Source organism: Marinobacter sp. DS40M6, from assembly GCF_028581595.1.
GTDB classification, from domain to species: Bacteria; Pseudomonadota; Gammaproteobacteria; order Pseudomonadales; family Oleiphilaceae; genus Marinobacter; species Marinobacter salarius.
In genome coordinates, this window is sequence record NZ_JAFCAE010000001.1 from 184,434 (window position 1) to 206,355 (window position 21,922).

Genomic DNA, 21,922 nt, shown 5'->3' on the forward strand with positions numbered 1-21,922 from the left:
TCGCCGGCGTTCGTAGTCCGCTGGGTTGAACGGCTATAAAAAAGCCCCCGAAGTGGGGGCAAACACGTGACAGTGACTGTCGGTTTGGCACAGCCTTAGTGGCTGATCATCCAAGGCCGCATGGAGGGGAACATTTTCTTCCCGTCAGCGGTATAGAACAGCATCGACTTTCCGGGTTTTGGCAAGCCACAGCCGCAACTGCGGCCGTGCTCAGGGTCCTGCTCCCGGCGATCGGCGGTGGAGAACACCGGTTCGTGGCGGGACTTTTCGTTTCGGTCCTGGGCAGTGCGCCTGGCAGGGTCCATGTTTGCGATTTCCGGGGGTAGCACAATCACTCGTGGCGAAAGCACCTGGCAAGTGGGACATGCCATCGGTTTTGCGCTGTCTTCCATCGTTGCCAGAGTGTGGAACAAACCGTGTTCCCGGCATTTGTAGTCGTATACGGGCATGGTGACTACTCCTTGTCTTTCGACAGAGGTACGTCCATTCCGCCACTGGTCATTTTCTTCGGACCCTCTGCGGATGGATTGATGTCGAAATCAAAGATACCTGTGGGCAGCCAGAGTGTGGCGCAGGCGTTCGGAATATCCACCACGCCGCTGATATGGCCCTCTACCGGCGCGCAACCCAGAATCGCGTAGGCCTGGGCCCTGGTGTAGCCAAACTTGGTCATGTATTCGATGGCATTCAGGCAGGCCTGGCGATAGGCCACATGCACGTCCAGGTAATGCTGGCCACCGTCTTCATCAACCGAGATCCCTTCAAAGATCACGTAATCGTCGTAACGGGGTTTGATCGGGCTTGGTTTGAACACCGGGTTCTTGATGCCGTATTTCTTAACGCCATCCTTGATCAGGTTCACCCGCAGGTGAATCCATCCAGCCATTTCGATGGCACCACAGAAGGTGATTTCGCCATCGCCCTGGCTGAAGTGCAAGTCGCCAACCGACAGGCCTGCACCATCCACGTAGACCGGAAAGTAAACCTTGGAACCGCGGGAAAGGTCTTTAATATCACAGTTACCACCATGTTCCCGGGGCGGTACGGTGCGAGCACCCTCAGCACCGGCCGCTTTGGCGGCGTCGCCTTTCAGCTGGCCCATGTGGGCGGTATCTCCGTTGGGCAGGGTGGCCAGTTCCGGCACCCGCTCCGGGTCTGTCGCTACCAGTCCTGCTTCACGTTTGTTCCAGGTGTCCAGCAGATCCTTGGAGGGCAGGCAGCCTATCAGTCCCGGGTGAATCAGGCCGGCAAACTCTACGTTCGGAATGTGGCGCGATTTGGTGAACATGCCGTTGAAGTCCCAGATGCTTTTCTGGGCGTCCGGAAAGTGTTCAGTCAGGAAGCCGCCACCGTTCTGCTTGGAGAAAAAGCCGTTGAAGCCCCACTGGCTCTCTTCAAAAGTGCCAATGTCGAGAATATCCACTTCCAGCAAGTCACCCGGCTCGGCGCCTTCCACCCCGATCGGGCCAGACAGGAAGTGCACCTGGCTGAGGTCCACATCCCGCACATCGTCGGCGTTGTCGTCATTTTTGATCTGGCCACCGGTCCAGTCATAGCATTCCACGATGAAGTCATCACCGGGTTTAACGGTGGCCACCAGCGGAATATCCGGGTGCCAGCGGTTGTGGATTTTGTCGTTCTCGTAAGCCGACTTGTTCAGATCAATCTTGATAATAGTTTCAGCCATAACGGGCGCTCCTTGGTGTTGGCTTGCACAATTTGGTAACGGTTTTACTATCCGAGATCCCGCGCCCCGGAGGTATTCGCAAAATGCCCCCCACACCTACGTCATTCGACGTATTGGTGCACGGTGACCGCCCCATTCTGAGTATCGGCCTCAAACCGCTGACACTCAGGATGCGCCAACAGTGCTCTGGCTACAGCGGGCTCCAGACGCTGGCGAAAAGCCCGCAACATCTCCCGGGCTCCATAACGGGCATCGTAGCCACAGCACAGTTCGCTCCTAAGCTTAGTTGACAGTGACAGCACTGCATGTTTTTTGCCCAGCCGCCGGTTGAGCCCCACCAACTCGATGTCCAACAGTGCTTCGAGCCAGTTATCAGCAAGGCTGTTGAAGGTAAGGATCTGATCAATACGGTTCAGGAATTCAGGGTCGAAATGCCGACGCAGAGCGACATCGCGCAAGTACCCACCCTCACCGGCCGACAACCTGAGCCAGCGGCGCCAACCTTTCTGATAACGCTGTTGGTGCGCCTCAGCATCCAGAGCTCCGGCATTACTGGTCATGAATATCAGAGTGTTGCTGAAATCGACTTCCCGGTTACCGGAGGGAAACATCAGCCGGCCGGTGTCCAGAACGTTCAACAGGGCGCGGACGACTTCCCGGCTGGCTTTCTCGATTTCATCAAACAACACAATGCCGGGCTTGCTGAACGAGCCCTGTACTTTGTCCAGATCAAACAGGCTGTGGCCTTCCTTACTGCCCACGTAGCCCGGCGGCGCGCCGGTAAGTGCGGCGGTATAGTGCTCCTGAGCCAAGGTGTTCATATCGATGCGGCACAGGCCATCCCGGCTGCCATGAATGGCTTCTGCAATCAGCCGCACGGTTTCGGTTTTCCCCACACCAGTGGGCCCAAGGAACAGATGCACCGCGAGCGGACGGTTTTCTTCGCCGATGTCGGCTTTCACTCGCACCAGCATGGATTCCATGGCTGTCAGGGCATCGTCCTGGCCAACGATGTTCTCCCGCAGGCGGGACATGACGACATCTGGCTCAAAGCGAAACCGGGAAGCACGAACCGGGCCTGAGGCAGCCCGGTTCTGTTTTATGGATTCCCGGTTGGCTTCCAGCCGTTCGTTGATAAACGGCATCAGCAACTCCCGGCATTAAGCGCCTGCAGATTTTTCTTTACCGTCGAATGGCAGCTCACCCACCGGACATTCAGCGGTGCCCACGGTTTTGCGAGTCATTGCTTCAACGTTTTCCTGTGCCTTTTGAGCGTCCATCACCCAGGTGCGATAGAACTCGAACGGGCAGTCGGCTACGCCTTTGTCGCCATCGCCGGAGTTGTGAACACCGGTGTAGCCCCGGTGCAGCAGTTTGAACAGGTGGTTTTGTGACTGGTCATTCTGGCGTGCGTCGCGGATCTGACTGATCGAAAGCTGGGCATACTGAATTCCCATATCTTCCTCGCCACACTCTCCGAGAGTGCGGCCATCAAAGCCGATAATGGCGGAGTGGCCGAAGTAGGAATACACCCCATCAAAACCGGAGGCGTTTGCCACGGCCACATAACAGTTGTTGGCCCACGCCATGCTCTTGGACATCATCACCTGCTGCTCCTTGGCCGGATACATATAGCCCTGGCAGCGAACGATCAGCTCGGCACCTTTCATTGCACAGTCCCGCCATATTTCCGGGTAGTTGCCGTCATCGCAGATGATCAGGCTGATCTTCATACCCTTGGGGCCTTCGCTGACGTAAGTGGTGTCCCCCGGATACCAGCCTTCAATCGGGCACCAGGGAATACATTTGCGGTATTTCTGGACGATCTCACCTTCATTGTTGATGAGAATCAGGGTGTTATAGGGTGCCTTACTGGGGTGCTCCTCATGCCGTTCGCCGGTTAGTGAGAAGATACCCCAGGTATTGGCCTCACGGCAGGCGGCAGAGAAGATGGCGGTTTCGTCGCCGGGAATCGTGGCAGCCGTTTCCATCATCTCGTCATTGTCGTACATGATGCCCATGGTGCTGTATTCCGGAAACACCACGAGGTCCATGCCGGGCAGGCCCACTTTCATACCCTTGATCATGTTGGCAATCTGGCGGGCGTTGTCCAATACCTCGGCTTTGGTATGCAACCGGGGCATCTTGTAGTTCACCACCGCCACACCGACGGTGTCGTTACTGCTGGAAATATCACCGTGTCTCATTAATTCGCTCCTCGTTAAACCGCCAGGTAACTGGCAATCTTTTCCTGGTCTGCTTCAGCCCTGTTCTCTTCGTGCACGATGGTTCCCTTCTCGATCACCAGAATCCGGTCCGCCGCGTCCATCACAAAGCTCAGGACCTGCTCAGAGACAACTATCGACAAACCGCGCTCATCGCGGATACGCCGTAGTGTCTGAGCGATCTCTTTGATGATATTGGGCTGAATGCCTTCGGTGGGTTCGTCAAGCAGCAGCACCTTGGGCCGCGTGGCCAGTGCGCGGGCAATGGCGAGCTGTTGCTGCTGACCACCAGACAGATTACCGCCGCGCCTGTTCTGCATTTCCTTCAGTACCGGAAACATCTCGTACAGATCCTCCGGTACCTTCTTTTCACCCACGGCGGACAGGGCCGTTTCAATGTTTTCCCTTACCGTAAGGGTTGGAAAAATCATCCGGCCCTGAGGCACAAAACCAATGCCAGCCCTTACCCGCTGGAAGCTCTTCAGGTTGGAAATGTTGGAACCATCCAGGCTGACCTCACCGCCTTTGGTGGGGGTCATGCCTACCAGGGATTTCATCAGCGTGGTCTTGCCCATGCCGTTGCGGCCCACCACGGCCACAATCTCGTTTTTTCCCACCTCAAGGTTCAGGTCCCCGATGATGGTGCTTTGGCCATAGGCCACCGAATGATGTTTGACGCTCAGCATGCTCAGTGCCCCAGATAGACTTCGATGACTTTCGGGTCCGACTTCACGTGCTCAATGGACCCTTCCGAAAGAACCTTGCCCTGGTGCATCACGGTCACCCGGTCGGCGATGTCACCAACGAACTGCATGTCATGCTCGATCACCAGTACCGTATGGTCCCGGGTGATCACCCGGAGCAGTTCGGCGGTTTTCTTGCGCTCGGCCACCGACATTCCGGCCACCGGCTCATCCAGCATCAGCAGATCCGGCTTCTGGATCAGCAGCATGCCGATCTCCAGCCACTGTTTCTGACCGTGGCTGAGCGAGGCCGCCGGTTCGTTCAGGGCGTCCGTCAGGAAGATGGTTTCTGCCACCTCTTCCACAGCCTCAACTACCGCCCGGTCCCGCTTGAAGGCCAGCGCCCCCATCACGCTGTGGCCCTGCGGGTAGGACACCTCGAGGTTTTCAAACACAGTCAGATCTTCAAACACCGATGGTGTCTGAAACTTCCGGCCCACACCGGAATGAACGATCTGGTGTTCCTTGAGTTTGGTCAGCTCCTTGCCGGCAAACTTGATCGAACCGGCAGTCGCCTTGGTTTTGCCGCAGATCAGATCGAGAACGGTGGTTTTGCCAGCACCATTGGGGCCGATAATGACCCGGATTTCCTTGGGGTCGAGGTAGAAAGACAGGTCATCCACGGCCTTGAAGCCGTCGAATGATACGGTCAGGCCCTCAACCGCCAGCAGAAAATCCGTGCCTTTGCTTTTGGCTGCACTCATCAGGATTTCTCCGGGCTGTAGGTATTGATCATCGGATCATAATCGTCAGCCTTTTCAGCACCAGGCTTGGTGGCCGAAGGCTCGGCGGTGGCGTTAGCCACAGGCGCTTTGCGTTTGAACAAGCGCTCTTCCAGGGGCATGACATAGCTGCGGTAAAGTCCTGCCAGGCCGTTCGGGAATGCCAGCACCACACCAATAAACAGAGCCCCCATGGCAAAAGGCCAGAGTTCCGGGAAGGATTCGGAAAAGCCACTTTTGGCGGCATTCACCAACAAGGCACCGTAAACCGCTCCGAGAATGGACAACCGGCCTCCAAGCGCACAGAAGATGACCATCTCGATGGAGGCAACAATGCCGATGAAGGACGGCGACATGAAGCCAACAATCAGGGTGAACATTGCGCCGCCGATACCAGCGAAGGCCGCCGCCAGGCAGAACACGAAAATCTTGAAGGCAGCCACGTCATAGCCTGAAAAGCGCACCCGCATTTCCTGGGCATTCATCGCCACGAGAATGCGGCCCAGTTTCCGGTTCTGGACAAGCCGTGCCACGAACAGGCAAAGGAACAGCATTCCGACACAGACGAAGTACAGGGCGGTCCGTGCCTCATCGGTGCGGATATCCCAGTCCTTCAGGGTCTGCAGATCGGTAATGCCGTTTACGCCACCGGTGTACCCCTGTTGTCCGATAATCAGGATGGTCAGGATTGCGGCAATGGCCTGGGTGATGATGGCAAAGTACACGCCACCTACACGGCGGGTGAACATTGCAAAACCGATCACGAAAGCCAGCAGAACGGGCACGCCAATAACCGCGATCAACGTGAACGAGAAGCTATGGAACGGTTCCCAGAACCACGGCAGCTCGGTGAGCTGGTTCCAGTCCATGAAATCCGGAATGCCCGGGGTGGACTGGATCGCCGTCGCCTCTGGCGTGGAGGCTTCCAGCTTCAGGAACATCGCCATGCAGTATCCGCCCAGGCCGAAGAACACGCCCTGGCCCAGGCTGAGGATGCCGGCTTTACCCCAGCACATCACCAGTCCGATCGCCACGAAGGCGTATGTCAGGTACTTACCCACCATGTTCAGCCGGAACGGGTCCAGAGCCAGCGGCAGGATGACAACCAGCAGACACGCCAGCGCCAGGTAATACAGGCCCTCGCGGGAGCCGAACCATTTCAGGGGGGATGAACTCTTCATGACAATCTCCTAGCGACGGACCTTGAGGGCCATGAGTCCTTCTGGACGCAGCATCAGAATGCCGACGACAACCAGCAGGGTGAGAACCTTGGCCATGGAACCACTCAGGAAAAACTCCATGGTGGACTGGGCCTGGGAAATGCCGAAGGCGGAAATAATGGTGCCAATCAGGCTTTGGGCGCCGCCGAAGACCACCACCAGGAAGGTATCGACAATGTAGGCCTGCCCGGACGACGGCCCGGTGGAACCGATCATGGTGAACGCGGCGCCAGCAATCCCGGCGATACCGCAGCCGAGGGCAAAGGTTGCGCGGTCGATACCAGCACTGTTGATACCAACAGCCTCAGCCATAGGACGGTTCTGAACCACAGCCCGCACGTTCTTGCCCCAGCCGGAGCGGTACATGAGCAGGTAAACGGCGACTGCAATGGAGAGCGCGATGATCATCACGAACAAGCCGTTGATCGGCAGTTCCACCAAATCGGTCACCTGGAAGGCGCCCATCATCCATTCAGGAAGATCAACGCCCACTTCGCGGGCACCAAAGATGGAGCGGTAGGCCTGCTGCATGATCAGGCTCAACCCCCAGGTGGCCAGCAAGGTATCGAGTGGCCGGTGGTAGAGATGCCGTATCATCAGCCACTCAACGAGTGCTCCCAAGGCAGCGCATATCAAAAAGGCCAGGATGATGGCGAAGAAGAAGTAACCGCCAAACAGTCCGGGCAGGTAGGACTGGAAAAAACTCGACGTCAGGTAGGTGGTGTAGGCACCGAGGATCATGAATTCCCCATGGGCCATGTTGATCACGCCCATCTGACCAAAAATGATGGCCAGGCCCATTGCCATCAGTACGAACACTGAAAACAGGGAGAGCCCGGCAAACCCCTGCATGGCAAATATCGACATCAATTCACTGCTGGTGTAGCCATCGAACATGACCCTTCTCCCCTTCAAACCAACATGCTTTGCGTTGCGGAGGCGATGAAGGCCGGCGCGCGGTGGCGCCGGCCATTCCGTTTTACTGGTAACCTTCCGGGAACGGGTCTGGCTCCATCAGCTCTTCTGTTTCGTGAACCACCTTGTACTGACCATCAAGCTGGGCCTGGCCAATCCGGGTCTTGGACCACAGGTGATGGTTTTCGTGGATGCGTACGTAACCTTCCGGCGCCTTGGTGAATTCGATGCCTGCGAACTCTTCGCGAATCTTGTCGATGTCGAAAGAGCCGGCCTTTTCAACCGCCGCTTTCCACAACCAGGGACCGAGATACGCGGCCTGGGTAACGTCGCCGATCACCATGTCATCGCCGTAGGTTTCCTTGAAGGCCGCAACAAACTCCTTGTTGTTGGGGTTGTCCAGGCTCTGGAAGTACTTCATGGAGGCGTAGATACCTTCCACGTTGTCGCCGCCGATACCGCGGATTTCGTCCTCGGTTACGGAGATCGTCAGCAGCAGCGGTTTCTCGTCGGTGAAATCAACACCGGCGGCTTTCATCTGCTTGTAGAAGGCCACGTTGGAACCGCCCACCACGGACGCGAAGATCACGTCGGGCTTCTTGAGCTTGATCTTGTTGATCACCGAGTTGAACTGGGTGTGGCCCAGTGGGTAATACTCTTCACCCACAACTTTCAGGCCCAGCTTATCGATGTGCTTGCGGGCGATCTTGTTGGAGGTTCGCGGCCAGATGTAGTCGGATCCGAGCAGGTAAAAGCTCTTGGCGCCCTTTTCCTTTACCGCCCAGTCGATACCCGCAAGAATCTGCTGGGTCGCTTCCTGGCCGGTGTAAACCACGTTCGGGGACTGCTCAAGACCTTCATAGAAGGTGGGGTAATACAGCATGCCGTTGTACTGTTCGATCACCGGCAGGATGGCCTTGCGTGACGCAGAGGTCCACGCGCCAAAGATCGCGGCCACATTATCCTGACGCAGAAGCTTGCGGGACTTTTCGGCAAACGTCGGCCAGTCGCTGGCGCCGTCTTCCTGAACAAACTCTATCTGGCGACCCAGAACACCACCAGACGCGTTTATCTGTTCAATCGCCAGCTTTTCCGCCTGCACCGAGCCAATCTCACTGATTGCCATGGTGCCGGTGATAGAGTGCAGTATACCAACCGTAACGGTGTCATCCGTCACCGCCAGATCGGTTGTATTGACTTCTGCCGTACTGGGTGTCGCCGCTTGCGCGGAGGTAGCCAGCATAACGGACGCCGCCAGTGTCATCAGACTTTTTCTAAACCCTGGCCTCTTGCCAGGCGATCGTATGCTGGCGTTTTTATCTGTCGTACCCATGGTGATTCCTCGCAGTGTTTGAAATCCGGTACCGCGCTTTTCATCGAAAGCACAGCGTCCACATCAAACATTCTGCTTGCGCCCTTTAAGGGAGCCCATTCGGCAATCACCCCAGCACACTACGTCATTTGACGCATTCCTGATTCCGGCAATACAGGCTAAAACGCGGGTACACGATTTAAATGTGTCCGCTTTTTCTTGCGTTCCTGTCCATGGCACGAAAATTGTTGGTGTTTTCAGGTCCGGTGCACCGCGCCACGCAACCGCACTTATTTTCGGGCACTCCTTATCCAGCGACACAGGCAACACAACGATGGCCGCACGACAAAGCATTTTCCGTGTAAGGCGCAATTACAATCAGTGGGTGGCTAACCAGACGCTCGAAGACTACGCCTTGCGGTTTACCGCAAAGAGTGCTCGGCGCTGGTCCGCCGCCCGCGTTACTAATACGGCTCTGGGAGCGATTTCCTTTCTGGCGCTGGAAGCCATCGGTGGGGCCATCACTATCCACTACGGATTCAACAACGCAGTCGCGGCCATCTGCGCCGTAGCGCTGATCATTTTTCTGACCGCTATACCCATCAGCTACTACGCCGCTCGCTATGGTGTTGATATAGACCTGCTTACCCGAGGCGCCGGCTTCGGCTACATCGGCTCCACCATCACCTCGCTGATCTACGCCTCATTTACGTTTATCTTTTTCGCAATCGAAGCAGCGATCATGGCCATGGCGCTGGAGCTGCTGCTGGATATACCGTTGGTAATCGGTTATCTCATTTGTTCGGTGGTGATTATCCCCCTGGTCACCCACGGCATAACCGCCATCAGCAAGTTCCAGCTCTGGACCCAACCGGCATGGATTGTGCTGCAGCTGCTGCCGTTTGTTTTCATCATCTACATGGACGCCGGCTCGGTGTCGGACTGGACGCAGTTTGAGGGCACTGCTCCCAATCAGGGCGGCGAGTTCAACCTGCTGCTTTTTGGGGCAGCGTCGGCCGTGGTGTTCTCGTTGATTGCACAGATTGGCGAACAGGTCGATTTCCTGCGTTTTGTGCCTGAGCCTGAGCAAGGGCAGCGTTTGCGGTGGTGGACGGCGGTGATGGCCGGTGGGCCTGGATGGATCGTCATTGGTGCGTTGAAAATCCTGGCGGGCTCGTTCCTGGCTGTACTGGCCCTGAACCATGGCGTGTCGGCACTGGATGCCTCCGACCCAACCCGCATGTACATGGTGGCATTCGGCTATCTCTCGTCGTCTCCGGAAGTGGCGCTGGCCATCGCGGGCATCTTTGTCATTCTTTGCCAGGTCAAGATCAACGTCACTAACGCCTATGCAGGCTCCATTGCCTGGTCGAATTTTTTCTCACGTCTGACGCACAGCCATCCGGGCCGTGTGGTGTGGCTGGTCTTCAACGTGACCATTGCCTTGCTGGTGATGGAGTTGGGTGTTTATCGCGCCCTGGAAGAGACTCTGGGCTTTTATGGCGTCGTAGCGGTGGCGTGGGTGGGCTCCCTGGTGGCCGACCTGGTGATCAACAAACCACTGGGCTTCAGCCCGAAGCACATCGAGTTCAAGCGGGCACACCTGTACGACATCAACCCCGTTGGTGTCGGTGCCATGATACTGGCCTCGGTCATTGGTATGGTGTGCCACGGTGGCGCCATTGGCGACGTACCCCAGGCGCTGTCACACTTCATTACCCTGGGTTCAGCATTGGTGATCGCGCCCGTCATTGCCTGGCGTACTCGTGGGCGCTTCTATACCGCACGCCCATTCGTGCCCATCGCCACTGACCGACAACTTGTCGCCTGCTGTATCTGCGAACACGAATTCGAGCCGGAAGACGTGACTGGCTGCCCGGCCTATGCCGGCAATATCTGCTCGCTGTGCTGCTCCCTTGATGCCCGCTGCGGCGATTTCTGTAAACCCGGTGCAGGTTATCGGCATCAGCTGCAGCAGTTTTTTGGCCTGTTTATTCCCGAGTCAGTGCTCTCAAAACTACACTCGCGCATTGGCCACTTCCTGACGTTGTTGTTCCTGATCAACGGTCTGTCCGGGCTTCTTCTGGCACTGATATACGCCAAGACACCGGTGAACTCGCCCACCGAAGCCGCGCTGCTGTCGATCACCCTGTGGAAGGTGTTCTTCGTGCTGATCATTATCACCGGCGTGGTGTGCTGGCTGTTTGTGCTGGCCCATGAAAGCCGCGTGGTGGCCGAGGAGGAGTCCCAGCGACAGACCCGTCTTCTGACTGAGGAAATCGTGGCCCACGAGCGCACGGATCAGGCCCTGCAACAGGCCAAGGAGCACGCAGAAGCGGCCAACGGCGCAAAGAGCCGCTACCTGACTGGCATCAGCCACGAGCTGCGTTCACCGCTGAACGCAATCCTGGGTTACGCCCAGCTGATGGAGAACGACACCGCTATCCCCGACAACCGCAAGGACGCACTGGGTGTCATACGCCGCAGCGGTGAGTATCTGGCAGACCTAATCGAAGGCCTGCTGGACATCTCCAAGATCGAAGCCGGGCGGCTGGACCTGCACCGGGACGAAGTGCGTATTGACCTGCTGATGGAGCAACTGGTGCACATGTTCCGGCTGCAAGCGGAAGAGAAAGGGCTGGCTTTCAGTTACCACGGCCCTACCCGCTTACCCGAACTGGTGACCACGGATGAAAAGCGCCTGCGGCAGATACTCATCAACCTGCTGTCCAATGCGCTCAAATACACCGACAACGGCAGCATTTCGTTAACCCTGAAATATCGCAGCCAGGTGGCTGAGTTCACGATAAAGGACACCGGTGAAGGTATCGCCGAAGAAAACATCGAGCGCATATTCCGACCTTTCGAGCGTATACGCACCCCCGGACAAAGTCGCACCGGCACCGGGCTCGGGCTCACCATCACCCGGCTGTTGACCGAAATCATGGGCGGCGATCTCTCTGTAGAGAGCACGCCCGGGGAAGGCAGTACCTTCCGCGTCAGCCTGATGCTGTCCAGCCTGCATACCCCCCGCCCGGAATCCATGACATCTCCGGCCCGGCGCATTTATGGCTACAAAGGCCCGCGACGCAAGATCATGGTGGTGGATGACGAGTCCTCCCACCGCCAGGTGATCCGAGCCATGCTAGCTCCGCTGGGTTTTGAGATTGTCGACATCGGCAACTCCCTGGCGGTGGTGGATGCCATCGACAACAGCCATCCCGACTTGGTGTTACTCGATGTCTCCATGCCCGGTTACAGCGGCTGGGATATCCTTACGCAATTGCGAAGCAACAACCATCAGGTGCCCGTGGTCATGGTATCGGCCGACGCCAGCGAAGGACGCAACCGGCCGGAATCACCCACCCTGCACAACGGTTACATCATCAAGCCGGTGCGCTTGAACCTGCTGCTGGACCACATCGCCCGGCTGCTTACCCTCGACTGGCGCTTCGAGAAAAGCCCGGAACCGCTGGCAGCCACCATTACGCCCGAATCGGAAACGCTGATTCTGCCCGCGGCTGAACATCGCGCCGCGCTGGTGGGGCTGGCCACCATCGGCCACAAAAAAGGACTTCTTGAGGCACTGCACGGACTCCGTTACCGGAGCGAGGCCGATCCGGTGTTTGTAGAAGAACTTGTGAAGCTCACCAACGACTTCCAGTTCGAAAAAATCATCGATTTGATCAAGGTGACGGAACATGAGCACACCTGAAGCCCGAAAGACGGTCGTTATGGTGGTGGACGATGCAGTTGACTGCATTCGCATGATCAACGACGCCCTGGAAAGTGCCGGCATGACGGTATTGATTGCGCTGGAAGGCAGCCAGGCCCTGACCATCAGTCAGAACATCACCCCGGACATTGTGCTGATGGACGCCATCATGCCCAACATGGATGGCTTCGAAACCTGCCGTCGGCTGAAGCAGAATCCGGACTTCGCAAATACCCCTATCATTTTCATGACCGGCCTCAGCGATACTGAGCACGTGGTGATGGGGCTCAAATGCGGCGGCGTGGACTACATCACCAAACCCATTAACACCACCGAACTGATGGCCCGCATGCAGGTACATCTGACAAACGCCCGCATGGCACACAGCGCTCGGGCCGCACTGGATACCGCCGGACAGAACCTGTTTGCCGTGGACCGTCACGGAGCCATTCTGTGGTCCACCCCCCAGGTTCATCAGCGGCTCACTGGCGGCGGCTCCAACAACCTTGAGCTACTGACCAATAACCTGGCCACCTGGTTGAGCCACAATCCGGAGAACGGCCACAGCCTTACTCTGGATTTCCTGCCCGAGCTCCACGCGGTGGAATTCCTCACTCTGGTCGACGAAAGGGAATACCTGTTGCGACTGCAAGAGGTGCAGAAGCCCAGCGAGGCCACGGGCGCTCTTCGGACGCGCTTCAGCCTGACCGGCCGGGAGTCCGATGTGCTGTTGTGGATAGCCAATGGCAAAACCAACCGCGAAATCGGACAGATTCTGGAAATGAGCCCGCGCACGGTGAACAAGCATCTGGAGCAGGTATTTCGCAAACTGGGCGTGGAAAACCGCACGTCGGCCGCGGCTGCCGCCATCAAATGTCTGGCACGAACCTGACCACCACAGGCAACGAAAGGGGCGTAGCCGCAGGGAGGAGCCCTACCCGTTCCACACCGGATAAGATGGGCTAATCTTCCTGCCGAGGCCAACCCATGAACAAACCCATCGTCATTATCGGCGGCGCATCGCTGGATACCATCATCCAGCTCGATGCCCTGCCAACCCCAACACCGCAAACCCTGTGGCCCAAGAGCAGTTACAGATCCGTCGGCAGCACCGGTGCTGGCAAGGCGCTGAACCTTGCAGCGCTGGGGCGCAGCGTAGTCCTGCATTCGCTGCTGGGACAGGACACGGAGGCCGATCTGGTGCGCCACGCCCTGAATAAGCCTGGCATTGAGCTGCTTGCAGAAATCACCGACACACCGACCGAACAGCACGTAAACCTGATGGACCCTCACGGCGGGCGGGTTTCGCTGTTTGTCCAACCTCCGGCTGACCCAAGTGTCGTTGATTGGGCACCGGTGACCTCCGCAATCTCAGGCTGCGAACTGGTGGTGATCAATATCCTGAGCTACACAAAGCCGGCGCTGGCCCTGGCACAAAACGCGAACAAACCGGTGTGGACCGATCTGCATGACTACGACGGTCGAAACCCACATCATCAGCCGTTTATCGATGCGGCGAACGTCATTTTCCTGTCCAGCGACAATCTGCCGGACTATCGCAGTTTCATGAAAAAGATGATCGATGATGGCAAGGAGTTGGTGGTGTGCACCCATGGCAGTGACGGTGCCACCCTGCTTAGCCGGGACGGGCAATGGTTGGAACAGCCCGCGTTTCCGGTCGGTCAGGTGCAGGACACCAATGGTGCGGGTGACGCCTTCTTCAGTGGTTTTCTGTGTGGCCACCTTAACGGTGAAAACCTGAAGACCTGCCTTCGCCTCGGGGCGGTCTGTGGCGCACTCTGCGTGACCTCACAGTCCCTGGCAGCGGAAAACCTGAGCCTTCAGCGAGTTCATGACCATTTACGCGAGGGCGGCTGGTAGTTTTTCAGGGCGGATACCAGTTCGGTGGGCTGGTCTTTCACGATCACCATCTCGGCGTACTCAGGTTTCAGGAAGCCCGCGCCAGACATCGTGCGGATGAAGGCCAGCAGCTCATTGTAGTAACCATCCACGTTGTAAAACGCACAGGGCTTGCTGTGATATCCAAGTTGGCCCCAGGTCCAGGCCTCGAAAATTTCATCCATAGTACCCGGCCCGCCAGGTAGCGCCACAAAAGCGTCGGCCATATCCGCCATCAGCGCCTTGCGCTCGTGCATGCTGCTCACCACATCCAGGCGGGTCAGGCCCTGATGGGCCAACTCGCGGTCGCGAAGGGACTCGGGGATAACGCCATATACCTCCCGGCCGCCGGCCAGAACGGCATCGGCAACCACGCCCATCAGGCCCACCTTGCCACCACCAAATACAAGATCCATACCTTGGCTGGCCATATACTGGCCAAACACTCCGGCGGCTTGGGCAAAACGTTCATCATTTCCCCGGCTGGAGCCACAGAAGACAGCGATTTTCATGACGGAGTCCTATAACGCGTTCGTGGTTTGATCGGATGAGTAATATACTGTCAGATAGTGGCCAGGGAGCGCCAGCGTCAACGACTGGGACGAATAACAAGCACCAATGGGGCCATTGCCATCAAGCCATTCAACACCCTCAAAAGCCGACTGATTCTTCTATTCGGTGGGTTGATACTCGTCACCACCGCCATTGGCACCTGGTTGGCTTCCAATCTGGCTGTTGAAGAATTACGCAAGTCCACCAGCCAAAACCTCCAGGAAGTGGCGGTGCAGTTGAGGGACAAGATCGAAATTGATCTCCACGAGCGTTACAGCGATCTGAGCATTGCAGCCGCTATTGCCAGTCAGTCCATTGAGGACGACCAGTCCGTCAGCGTACCGGCTCTCCTCAATGCACTTCAGGACGCCTTCCCAAGCTATGCCTGGATCGGCCTGGTATCACCCGAAGGTACCGTCATCACGAGCACGGACAACCTGCTTCAGGGCGCCAATGTGTCTGAGCGCCCCTGGTTCCGTGAAGCCTCCAAAGGGCCCTTTCTCGGAGACGCTCACCTCGCGGTGTTGCTGGAGTCCAAACTCGATAACCCATCCTCTGTTCCCCTTCGGTTTGTGGATGTTGCTGTACCACTGTATCGGGACAACGGCGAGCTCATAGGCGTTCTTGGTGCACACCTCTACCTGGACTGGGTGGCGTCCATTGGCCAGTCCTTGCTGGCCCCACTGCAAGAGCGCCTGCAGGCAGAACTCGTCGTGGCCGATCACAAAGGCACCATCCTGATCGGGCCAACAGACAGCATTGGTCAGGCCATTCCGGATTCACTGGCGGATGCGGCGAGCCGCAACCCTTCCGGCTATGTGACGGACTCGATGACCGCCGGAGCTTCAGATGAACAGACAGAATATCTGATTGGCTTCAGCCGCCTGCGTGATCGTGAGGAATACGCCAGCTTCAACTGGCGAGTGCTGGTACGACAGCCCGCTGAAGAAGCTTTTGCCCCGGCCAACAACCTTCGCCATACGTTGATTGCCACAGGTTTTGTTGTCTCGCTTTTGCTGATCCTGTTTGCATCCCTGGCTGCACGCTGGACCACTCGGCCCTTAATCAAGATGACCGAGGAAGCCCGAAACCTGGACCCGGATCAGCCCTCCACTCTGATTAAGCAGAGAGACGACTACGAGGAGGTAAAAACCCTATCGTCCACTCTCAGAAACCTGATCCTGAACCTGACTGAGAAAACCCGGGCAATGAACGAGCTCAATAGAACCCTGGAATATCGTGTCGAGGAACGAACACGGGAACTGGAGAACACCAACACCCTGCTGGAGGATGAAATCATCCAGCGGGACGCCATGCGCAGGGAGCGAGAAACACTGATCCGCCAATTGGAGGAAACCGTGCGCACCGACGCACTCACCGGCCTGAAAAACCGGAGACACTATTTCGAACTGGGTCGGACAGCGGTTAAAAAAGCAGTTCGATCAGGGGCGCCTTTGTCGGCCATTATGTTCGATGCGGATCACTTTAAAAAAGTGAACGACACCCATGGCCACGGCGTCGGTGATAAGGCGCTGGTCCATCTCAGCAAGCTGGCAACGGAAGCCTTGAGGGATATCGACATTGTTGCCCGTGTGGGCGGAGAGGAATTTGCCGTGCTTCTGGAGAACACCGACGAACCGGGCGCGGAAGAGGTCGCCGAACGCCTGAGAAGCTTCATCGAGAACAACCCGCTTCCGCTGGAGAGTGGGCACCTTACTTTGGCCATCAGCGCCGGCGTCGCCACCTTCTGGCCAGACAAGTCGGATAATCTGGATACCCTGCTGCTCTACGCAGACCGGGCTCTGTATCAGGCCAAAGCTGGCGGACGAAACCGGGTTTGCCTCTATTCCAGTATCCAGAAAACCGCCAACGACTGACTTTCCACAACCAGAACGGAATCGTTTTCCATGAAAACCGTTTTTTCCCCGCTGCACAATCGCCGTACCGCCACGACCGAGCTGGACGGCGGCGTATTGATCGCCCCTCACGAGAAACCGTCCCGGGCGGAGACCATACTGGGCCGGGTCAAGCAGGAACAACTGGGAGACGTTCTTCCACCGGACGACTTCGGCCTGGAACCGATTCTGCGCGTGCACACCCCGGATTACGTCAACTTCCTCCAGACCTGCTGGAAGGATTGGGAAGCCGAGGATAAACCCGGCGAGGCCATTCCCGCCGTCTGGCCGGGCCGGGGGATGCGGGAAAGGGTGCCAAAAGACATCGACGGCCGCCTGGGTTACTACAGCTTTGCCGCCGAGACCTCGATCACCGAGGGTACCTGGGACGCCGCCTGCGCCTCGGCAAACGTCGCACTGACGGCTCAGGCACTGGTGGCCAACGGGGAGCCTGCCGCGTTTGCACTATGCCGCCCACCTGGGCATCACGCCCATGCCGATCTGCTCGGAGGCTACTGCTTTTTCAATAACGCGGCTATTTCCGCCCAGGCATTTCGGGACCAGGGCGCCAAACGCGTGGCGATACTGGATGTCGACTTCCATCATGGCAACGGTACCCAGGCCATTTTTTACCAGCGCAGCGACGTGCTGACCATCAGTCTGCACGGCGACCCGGACCTGGTGTTCCCTCACTTCCTGGGGTTTGAGGATGAAACCGGCGAAGGCGAAGGCAACGGCTATAACCAGAACCTGGTGTATCCACCCGGCACGCCCTTCGAGGTCTGGCGCGAAGGGCTGGAAACCGCTTGCCAACGCATTACGGAATACCAGCCCGAAGCACTGGTGATCGCTCTGGGAGTAGACACCTTCGAGGACGATCCGATTTCCTTCTTCAAGCTGACGTCTGCGGACTACCTGCTGATGGGGGAGCGGCTGGCGACACTGAATCTACCTACCCTGTTCACCATGGAAGGCGGCTACGACGTGGACGCCATCGGCGTAAATGTGGTGAACGTACTGAAGGGTTTTGAACGCGGCCGGCTATGAGTCCGGCTCGTTCAGTTTGGCGAAGGCCTCCGGATAACGGCGCTTCATTCTCGCCAGGCGGAAGATGGTGATGAAATTGGTCACCACCACCATACCCTCTGCCAGCGTGCCGCCGACAGAGCCAATCAGCAGGTTGTTCAACATCCAGCAGATCGCAGCAGCGGCCAGCATCAGCCGCATGGGAATGCCGCGCAGCATAAACATGCCGACGGTGCCGAACATGGCCGCGCCAATGGCAAAGAAATCGACGGGCGTCCGCCAGGTCAGAGCCGCTGCCAGCAGGTTTACCGCGAGCGCCGCCAGCATGACTTTCCAGTTGCCCAGATATCGCCTGGCCAGCACGATACGGCCGATCACCAGCAAACTCAGCACCGCCGCCGTCCAACTGCCGAACAGGGCAAACTGAAGGGCAAAGGCCACATTCGCGGAGATCAGCAGCACCATCAAACGGTCATCCCGCTTGCTGGCAAAGCCGACAATGCAGAAGCCCAGTGCAATCAGGCTGACCGCCTGGCCCGCCATCTCTGTCAGGCTCATACCCTCAAACATCGCGGGCAGCCCGACCTGGCATTTGATGGCTGCGGTTAACCCGGATCACCGCCTGCGGTAATCCGGGTCCGTCCAGCACTGCGGCAGGGATTCCCCGGAGGGGAAATTCAGGCCGGCCTTGTCGAAAAACTCCGGGTCCTGGGCTTCTTCGCCAAAATGCAGACTGCCCTTAACGGTCGATTCGTTGGGGTCGATCAGCATTTTGGTGTCCAACACCTCAATCATGTGTCCGGTCGATTTCTCGGCGAGAAACATAAAGCCCTCCCGGGTTTCCCCTGATGGTGTGTGATGCTATCTAGCTCGCTAACTCAATCTTCCTGAAGTCGAGTGTATTCTCTTTGGGCGAACCTTCAATGCCCATCACCTCAGCGCGACGTTTCGTGACAATGTACACGAAGCAGCCGAAGTACAGCGCAATCACCAGAGCGCCCACCCACTGAATGCGCAGGAAGTCGAGCTGGAACAGCAGCGTCAAACCACACATCACAATCAGGTTGCCGAAATAATACTTCCACTGTCCCAGCCGGCTTGCGGTCAGGTTGAGATTGTCTGTGTAGAGCCGGATCAGTGAGTCCAGTGAGTTGATCACCATCAGGATACCCACCGTGATCATGGCTATGTTGATATAGCTGGCGATGTTCAGGCCTTCAGCGTGGTAATGGTAGAGCACCGAGAACCAGGTACCGATGGCAATGGACGGAAACACCAGCATCGCGATCATCAACTGCCAGGTGCGCAGGCCACTGACAAAGCGCGCAGTGAACTGGCCGATCATGATGCTCCAGGAGAACCACCAGAACAGATAAAACTCGTGGTAGTCGTTCAACGGCAACATGAAGTGATGCAGGTTGGTGAAGTACTCACCAATCAACCCTGCCGTGCCAAAGAAGTCGCCGACACTGCCGTTGCCCGTCAGGAAGGCACGGCCCCACATTACCGCAATCAGCGCGATAAACAGCCAACTGGAACCCAGGCTGAGTATGCGCACATACTTGATTTTACTGCTGGAATAAACCGCCGCCGCAATCGCCGCGAAGACGATCAGGTAGAACGTCGGCACGACGGTTTCGCCGTCACCAATTTCCGGCAGATACCAGGGCAGGTTGACCAACAACAGGAACGCAGTAAAGGCACAGGTGCCGATGATCACCACATTGTTGACCACTCGCACCAGCGGTATGTCGAAAAACTTGACCCGCGGCTCGATCACACAGAAGTAGAAGCAGGTAAGGAAGTAGAACCCCCAGATCAGAAAGGCCCAGAACCCGAACTCAATCGCCAGTGGGTTAGCGAAGCCGTACTCAGGACTTTCCGTCAGGTTGCCGTAACCGGCAAATTCCGTCAGCGGAAACATGATCAGGCCGACATCCAGGCCCGAGGTAAACAGAATGGCGATAAACGTGAAGGTACGTACCGGCGTCACGCCGATGACTTTCAGGTCCCACCATTTGAACAGGATCAGCGCGATAGCCGCGAAAGTGAAAATCAGGCCTGTGGATAACCAGAGTGTCATACACACCTCCAGTTTCTGGCGTTACTTATTATATGGGACAACATGGGTGTTCCTCCTCTACTTTGAAGCACGTGTTCATTCGAATCGGACACAAACCCCCGCGTTGACGGGTCAACACTTAACTATCGCGCGCTCAGAACGACACGGTTATCGCGCCGCAGCGACGATAGGTAAGTCCTGATGGTTTGCATAACAACCGGCGGCCATTGCGCCGCCGGGAACGGTATCAGGCGATCTCGCGCGCGGCCCCTCCGGGGCGCTGGCGATCTCGCCATTGCTCGTCCATCGCCACAGGGGCGTCAGACGGATTCAGTGGCGCCAGGCCACGAATGAGGTCAGCGGCACGCTCCGCCACCATGATGGTGGGAGCATTGAGGTTGCCGTTGGGAATAGTGGGGAAGATGGACGAGTCCACTACCCGCAGGCCGGTGAGGCCATGAACCCGCGTATCAGGCCCTACCACCGCCTGATCATCCACACCCATCTTGCAGGTGCAGGACGGGTGATAGGCGCTTTCCACCGCCTGGCGGACAAAGGCGTCTATTTCCTCGTCACTCTGCACATCAACGCCGGGCTGGATTTCGGAGCCTCGATAGGCGTCCATCGCCGGCTGGCTGACAATCTCACGGGTCAGGCGCACGCAATCACGAAAGCCTTCGCGGTCATCCTCGTGCTGCAGGTAGTTGAACTGGATGCGCGGCGGCTGGCGCGGATCGTCTGACTGCACAGTTACCGAACCACGGCTCTTGGGCTTGTTGTGGCCGATATGCAGTTGGAAGCCGTCGCCATCGAAGGCTTCCTTGCCGTCGTAGCGCATGGCCGCTGGCAAAAAGTGATATTGCAGATCCGGCCACTCGACGCCCGCCTTGGAGCGGATAAATCCGCAGGACTCAAAGTGGTTGGTGGCACCCAGGCCGTCTTTCTTAAGTAACCAGCGAACACCGATCTTGAGCTTGTTCCACCAGTCGAGCTTGCCATTGAGAGAGACCGGCTGCTTGCAGCGGAACTGGAAATAGAACTCCAGGTGATCCTGCAGGTTGCCGCCCACACCCGCCAGTTCGTGATTGACGGGGATCTCAGCCTGCTCCAGTACGTCGCGGTTGCCAATGCCGGAAAGCTGCAACAGATGGGGCGAACCGATAGACCCCGCGGACAGGATCACTTCCTCTGATGCCGTAACGTCCACCAGTTTGCCGTCTTTCTCGTAGCGCACGCCGGTGGCCTGTTTGCCTTCCAGCAACACCTTGTGCACCAGCGCATGGGTGACCACGGTCAGATTGTCCCGCGCCATGGCGGGGCGCAGGTAAGCATTAGCAGTAGACCAGCGGCGACCATTCTTGACGGTCATGTGCATGGCGCCGAAACCTTCCTGACGCTCGCCGTTGTAGTCGTCGGTGGCGAAATAACCGGCATCCACGCCCGCATCCACAAAGGCCTTGTAGAGCGGGTTCTGCATGTTGTTGCCGTTATTCACGCCCAGCGGGCCCTGGTCACCACGGTAGTCATCAGCGCCAAAGGCCCAGGTTTCCGCCTTCTTGAAATAGGGCAGGCAGTGGCGATAGTCCCAGCCCTCGGCGCCCTGCTCCTGCCACTCGTCGAAATCACGGGCATGGCCACGTACGTATACCATGCCGTTGATGGAGGAAGAGCCGCCCAGCACCTTGCCCCGGGGGCAGTGCATGCGGCGGTTATCCAGGTAGGGTTCCGGCTCGGTCTCAAACTGCCAGGCGTATTTTTTGGTGTTCATGGGGATGGACAGCGCCGTGGGCATCTGGATAAAGATGCTCTTGTCGCTGCCGCCGGTTTCCAGCAGCAGCACCCGGTGGCGGCCATCCTCGGTAAGCCGGTTGGCCAGCACACAGCCTGCAGACCCCGCGCCGACAATGATGTAATCGTAGTTCACTTCTTTCATACGCAACTCCTGACAA

19 protein-coding genes are annotated in these 21,922 nt (G+C 57.6%); 5 read left to right on the plus strand and 14 right to left on the minus strand.

Annotated features, from left to right (window positions below):
- Positions 1-95: 95 nt before the first annotated feature.
- The 9 genes from JJO78_RS00870 to urtA all read right to left on the minus strand — a co-directional run bounded on the left by JJO78_RS00870 (position 96) and on the right by urtA (position 8,776).
- Complete coding sequence (locus JJO78_RS00870) at positions 96-449, minus strand: zinc ribbon domain-containing protein (protein WP_127401975.1); 354 nt, start codon at positions 447-449, stop codon at positions 96-98.
- 5 nt (positions 450-454) lie between these two features.
- Positions 455-1,687 (minus strand): formamidase, encoded by a 1,233-nt coding sequence (gene fmdA / locus JJO78_RS00875; RefSeq protein WP_273622688.1) that lies wholly within the window; start codon positions 1,685-1,687, stop codon positions 455-457.
- Between the two features lie 101 nt (positions 1,688-1,788).
- The gene (locus JJO78_RS00880) at positions 1,789-2,832 is read right to left on the minus strand and encodes an AAA family ATPase (RefSeq protein WP_273622689.1); all 1,044 of its coding nucleotides are present in this window, start codon (positions 2,830-2,832) and stop codon (positions 1,789-1,791) included.
- 15 nt (positions 2,833-2,847) lie between these two features.
- Positions 2,848-3,894 (minus strand): aliphatic amidase, encoded by a 1,047-nt coding sequence (locus JJO78_RS00885; protein WP_273622690.1) that lies wholly within the window; start codon positions 3,892-3,894, stop codon positions 2,848-2,850.
- A 14-nt stretch (positions 3,895-3,908) separates the two neighbouring features.
- The gene (urtE, locus tag JJO78_RS00890) at positions 3,909-4,598 is read right to left on the minus strand and encodes an urea ABC transporter ATP-binding subunit UrtE (protein WP_075194623.1); all 690 of its coding nucleotides are present in this window, start codon (positions 4,596-4,598) and stop codon (positions 3,909-3,911) included.
- A 2-nt stretch (positions 4,599-4,600) separates the two neighbouring features.
- Positions 4,601-5,359, minus strand: a complete 759-nt coding sequence (urtD, locus tag JJO78_RS00895) for an urea ABC transporter ATP-binding protein UrtD (RefSeq protein ID WP_007153048.1) — start codon at positions 5,357-5,359, stop codon at positions 4,601-4,603.
- Positions 5,359-6,558: an urea ABC transporter permease subunit UrtC gene (gene urtC, locus JJO78_RS00900; RefSeq protein ID WP_127401980.1), complete on the minus strand. Its 1,200-nt coding sequence runs from the start codon at positions 6,556-6,558 to the stop codon at positions 5,359-5,361. Before urtC ends, urtD begins: the two co-directional genes overlap by 1 nt.
- 9 nt (positions 6,559-6,567) lie before the next feature.
- A complete protein-coding gene (gene urtB, locus JJO78_RS00905) occupies positions 6,568-7,494 on the minus strand; it encodes an urea ABC transporter permease subunit UrtB (protein ID WP_007153046.1) in 927 nt (308 codons plus the stop codon).
- A gap of 82 nt (positions 7,495-7,576) precedes the next feature.
- Positions 7,577-8,776, minus strand: coding sequence for an urea ABC transporter substrate-binding protein (gene urtA, locus JJO78_RS00910; protein ID WP_007153045.1), 1,200 nt, complete (start codon positions 8,774-8,776; stop codon positions 7,577-7,579).
- Positions 8,777-9,158: 382 nt separating this feature from the next.
- On the opposite strand from urtA, the gene JJO78_RS00915 reads away from it, so the two are divergent.
- The 3 genes from JJO78_RS00915 to JJO78_RS00925 all read left to right on the plus strand — a co-directional run bounded on the left by JJO78_RS00915 (position 9,159) and on the right by JJO78_RS00925 (position 14,420).
- On the plus strand, positions 9,159-12,539 hold the full coding sequence (locus JJO78_RS00915) for a hybrid sensor histidine kinase/response regulator (protein ID WP_007153044.1): 3,381 nt from the start codon (positions 9,159-9,161) through the stop codon (positions 12,537-12,539).
- Positions 12,526-13,431, plus strand: a complete 906-nt coding sequence (locus JJO78_RS00920) for a response regulator transcription factor (RefSeq protein WP_273622692.1) — start codon at positions 12,526-12,528, stop codon at positions 13,429-13,431. The genes JJO78_RS00915 and JJO78_RS00920 overlap by 14 nt, the downstream gene beginning before the upstream one ends.
- Before the next feature lie 95 nt (positions 13,432-13,526).
- On the plus strand, positions 13,527-14,420 hold the full coding sequence (locus JJO78_RS00925) for a carbohydrate kinase family protein (RefSeq protein ID WP_273622693.1): 894 nt from the start codon (positions 13,527-13,529) through the stop codon (positions 14,418-14,420).
- On the opposite strand, the gene JJO78_RS00930 is transcribed toward JJO78_RS00925, so the two are convergent.
- Positions 14,390-14,950: a TIGR00730 family Rossman fold protein gene (locus JJO78_RS00930; RefSeq protein WP_041332903.1), complete on the minus strand. Its 561-nt coding sequence runs from the start codon at positions 14,948-14,950 to the stop codon at positions 14,390-14,392. The two genes, JJO78_RS00925 and JJO78_RS00930, sit on opposite strands and share 31 nt — an antisense overlap.
- Positions 14,951-15,007: 57 nt before the next feature.
- On the opposite strand from JJO78_RS00930, the gene JJO78_RS00935 reads away from it, so the two are divergent.
- Both JJO78_RS00935 and JJO78_RS00940 read left to right on the plus strand, forming a co-directional pair.
- A complete protein-coding gene (locus JJO78_RS00935; RefSeq protein WP_273622695.1) occupies positions 15,008-16,867 on the plus strand; it encodes a sensor domain-containing diguanylate cyclase in 1,860 nt (619 codons plus the stop codon).
- A 30-nt stretch (positions 16,868-16,897) separates the two neighbouring features.
- Positions 16,898-17,932 carry a histone deacetylase family protein gene (locus JJO78_RS00940; RefSeq protein WP_273622696.1) on the plus strand — a complete coding sequence of 345 codons (1,035 nt, stop codon included), beginning with the start codon at positions 16,898-16,900 and terminating at the stop codon, positions 17,930-17,932.
- On the opposite strand, the gene JJO78_RS00945 is transcribed toward JJO78_RS00940, so the two are convergent.
- From JJO78_RS00945 to betA, 4 genes are all read right to left on the minus strand, one after another.
- A complete protein-coding gene (locus tag JJO78_RS00945) occupies positions 17,927-18,481 on the minus strand; it encodes a YgjV family protein (protein ID WP_273622697.1) in 555 nt (184 codons plus the stop codon). The genes JJO78_RS00940 and JJO78_RS00945 overlap by 6 nt on opposite strands.
- Before the next feature lie 45 nt (positions 18,482-18,526).
- On the minus strand, positions 18,527-18,736 hold the full coding sequence (locus JJO78_RS00950; protein WP_041332895.1) for a hypothetical protein: 210 nt from the start codon (positions 18,734-18,736) through the stop codon (positions 18,527-18,529).
- 40 nt (positions 18,737-18,776) lie between these two features.
- Positions 18,777-19,994 carry a choline transporter gene (locus tag JJO78_RS00955; RefSeq protein WP_041332893.1) on the minus strand — a complete coding sequence of 406 codons (1,218 nt, stop codon included), beginning with the start codon at positions 19,992-19,994 and terminating at the stop codon, positions 18,777-18,779.
- Between the two features lie 226 nt (positions 19,995-20,220).
- Entirely contained in the window at positions 20,221-21,906 is a 1,686-nt protein-coding gene (betA, locus tag JJO78_RS00960; RefSeq protein WP_036211638.1) for a choline dehydrogenase, read from the minus strand.
- Positions 21,907-21,922: the final 16 nt, after the last annotated feature.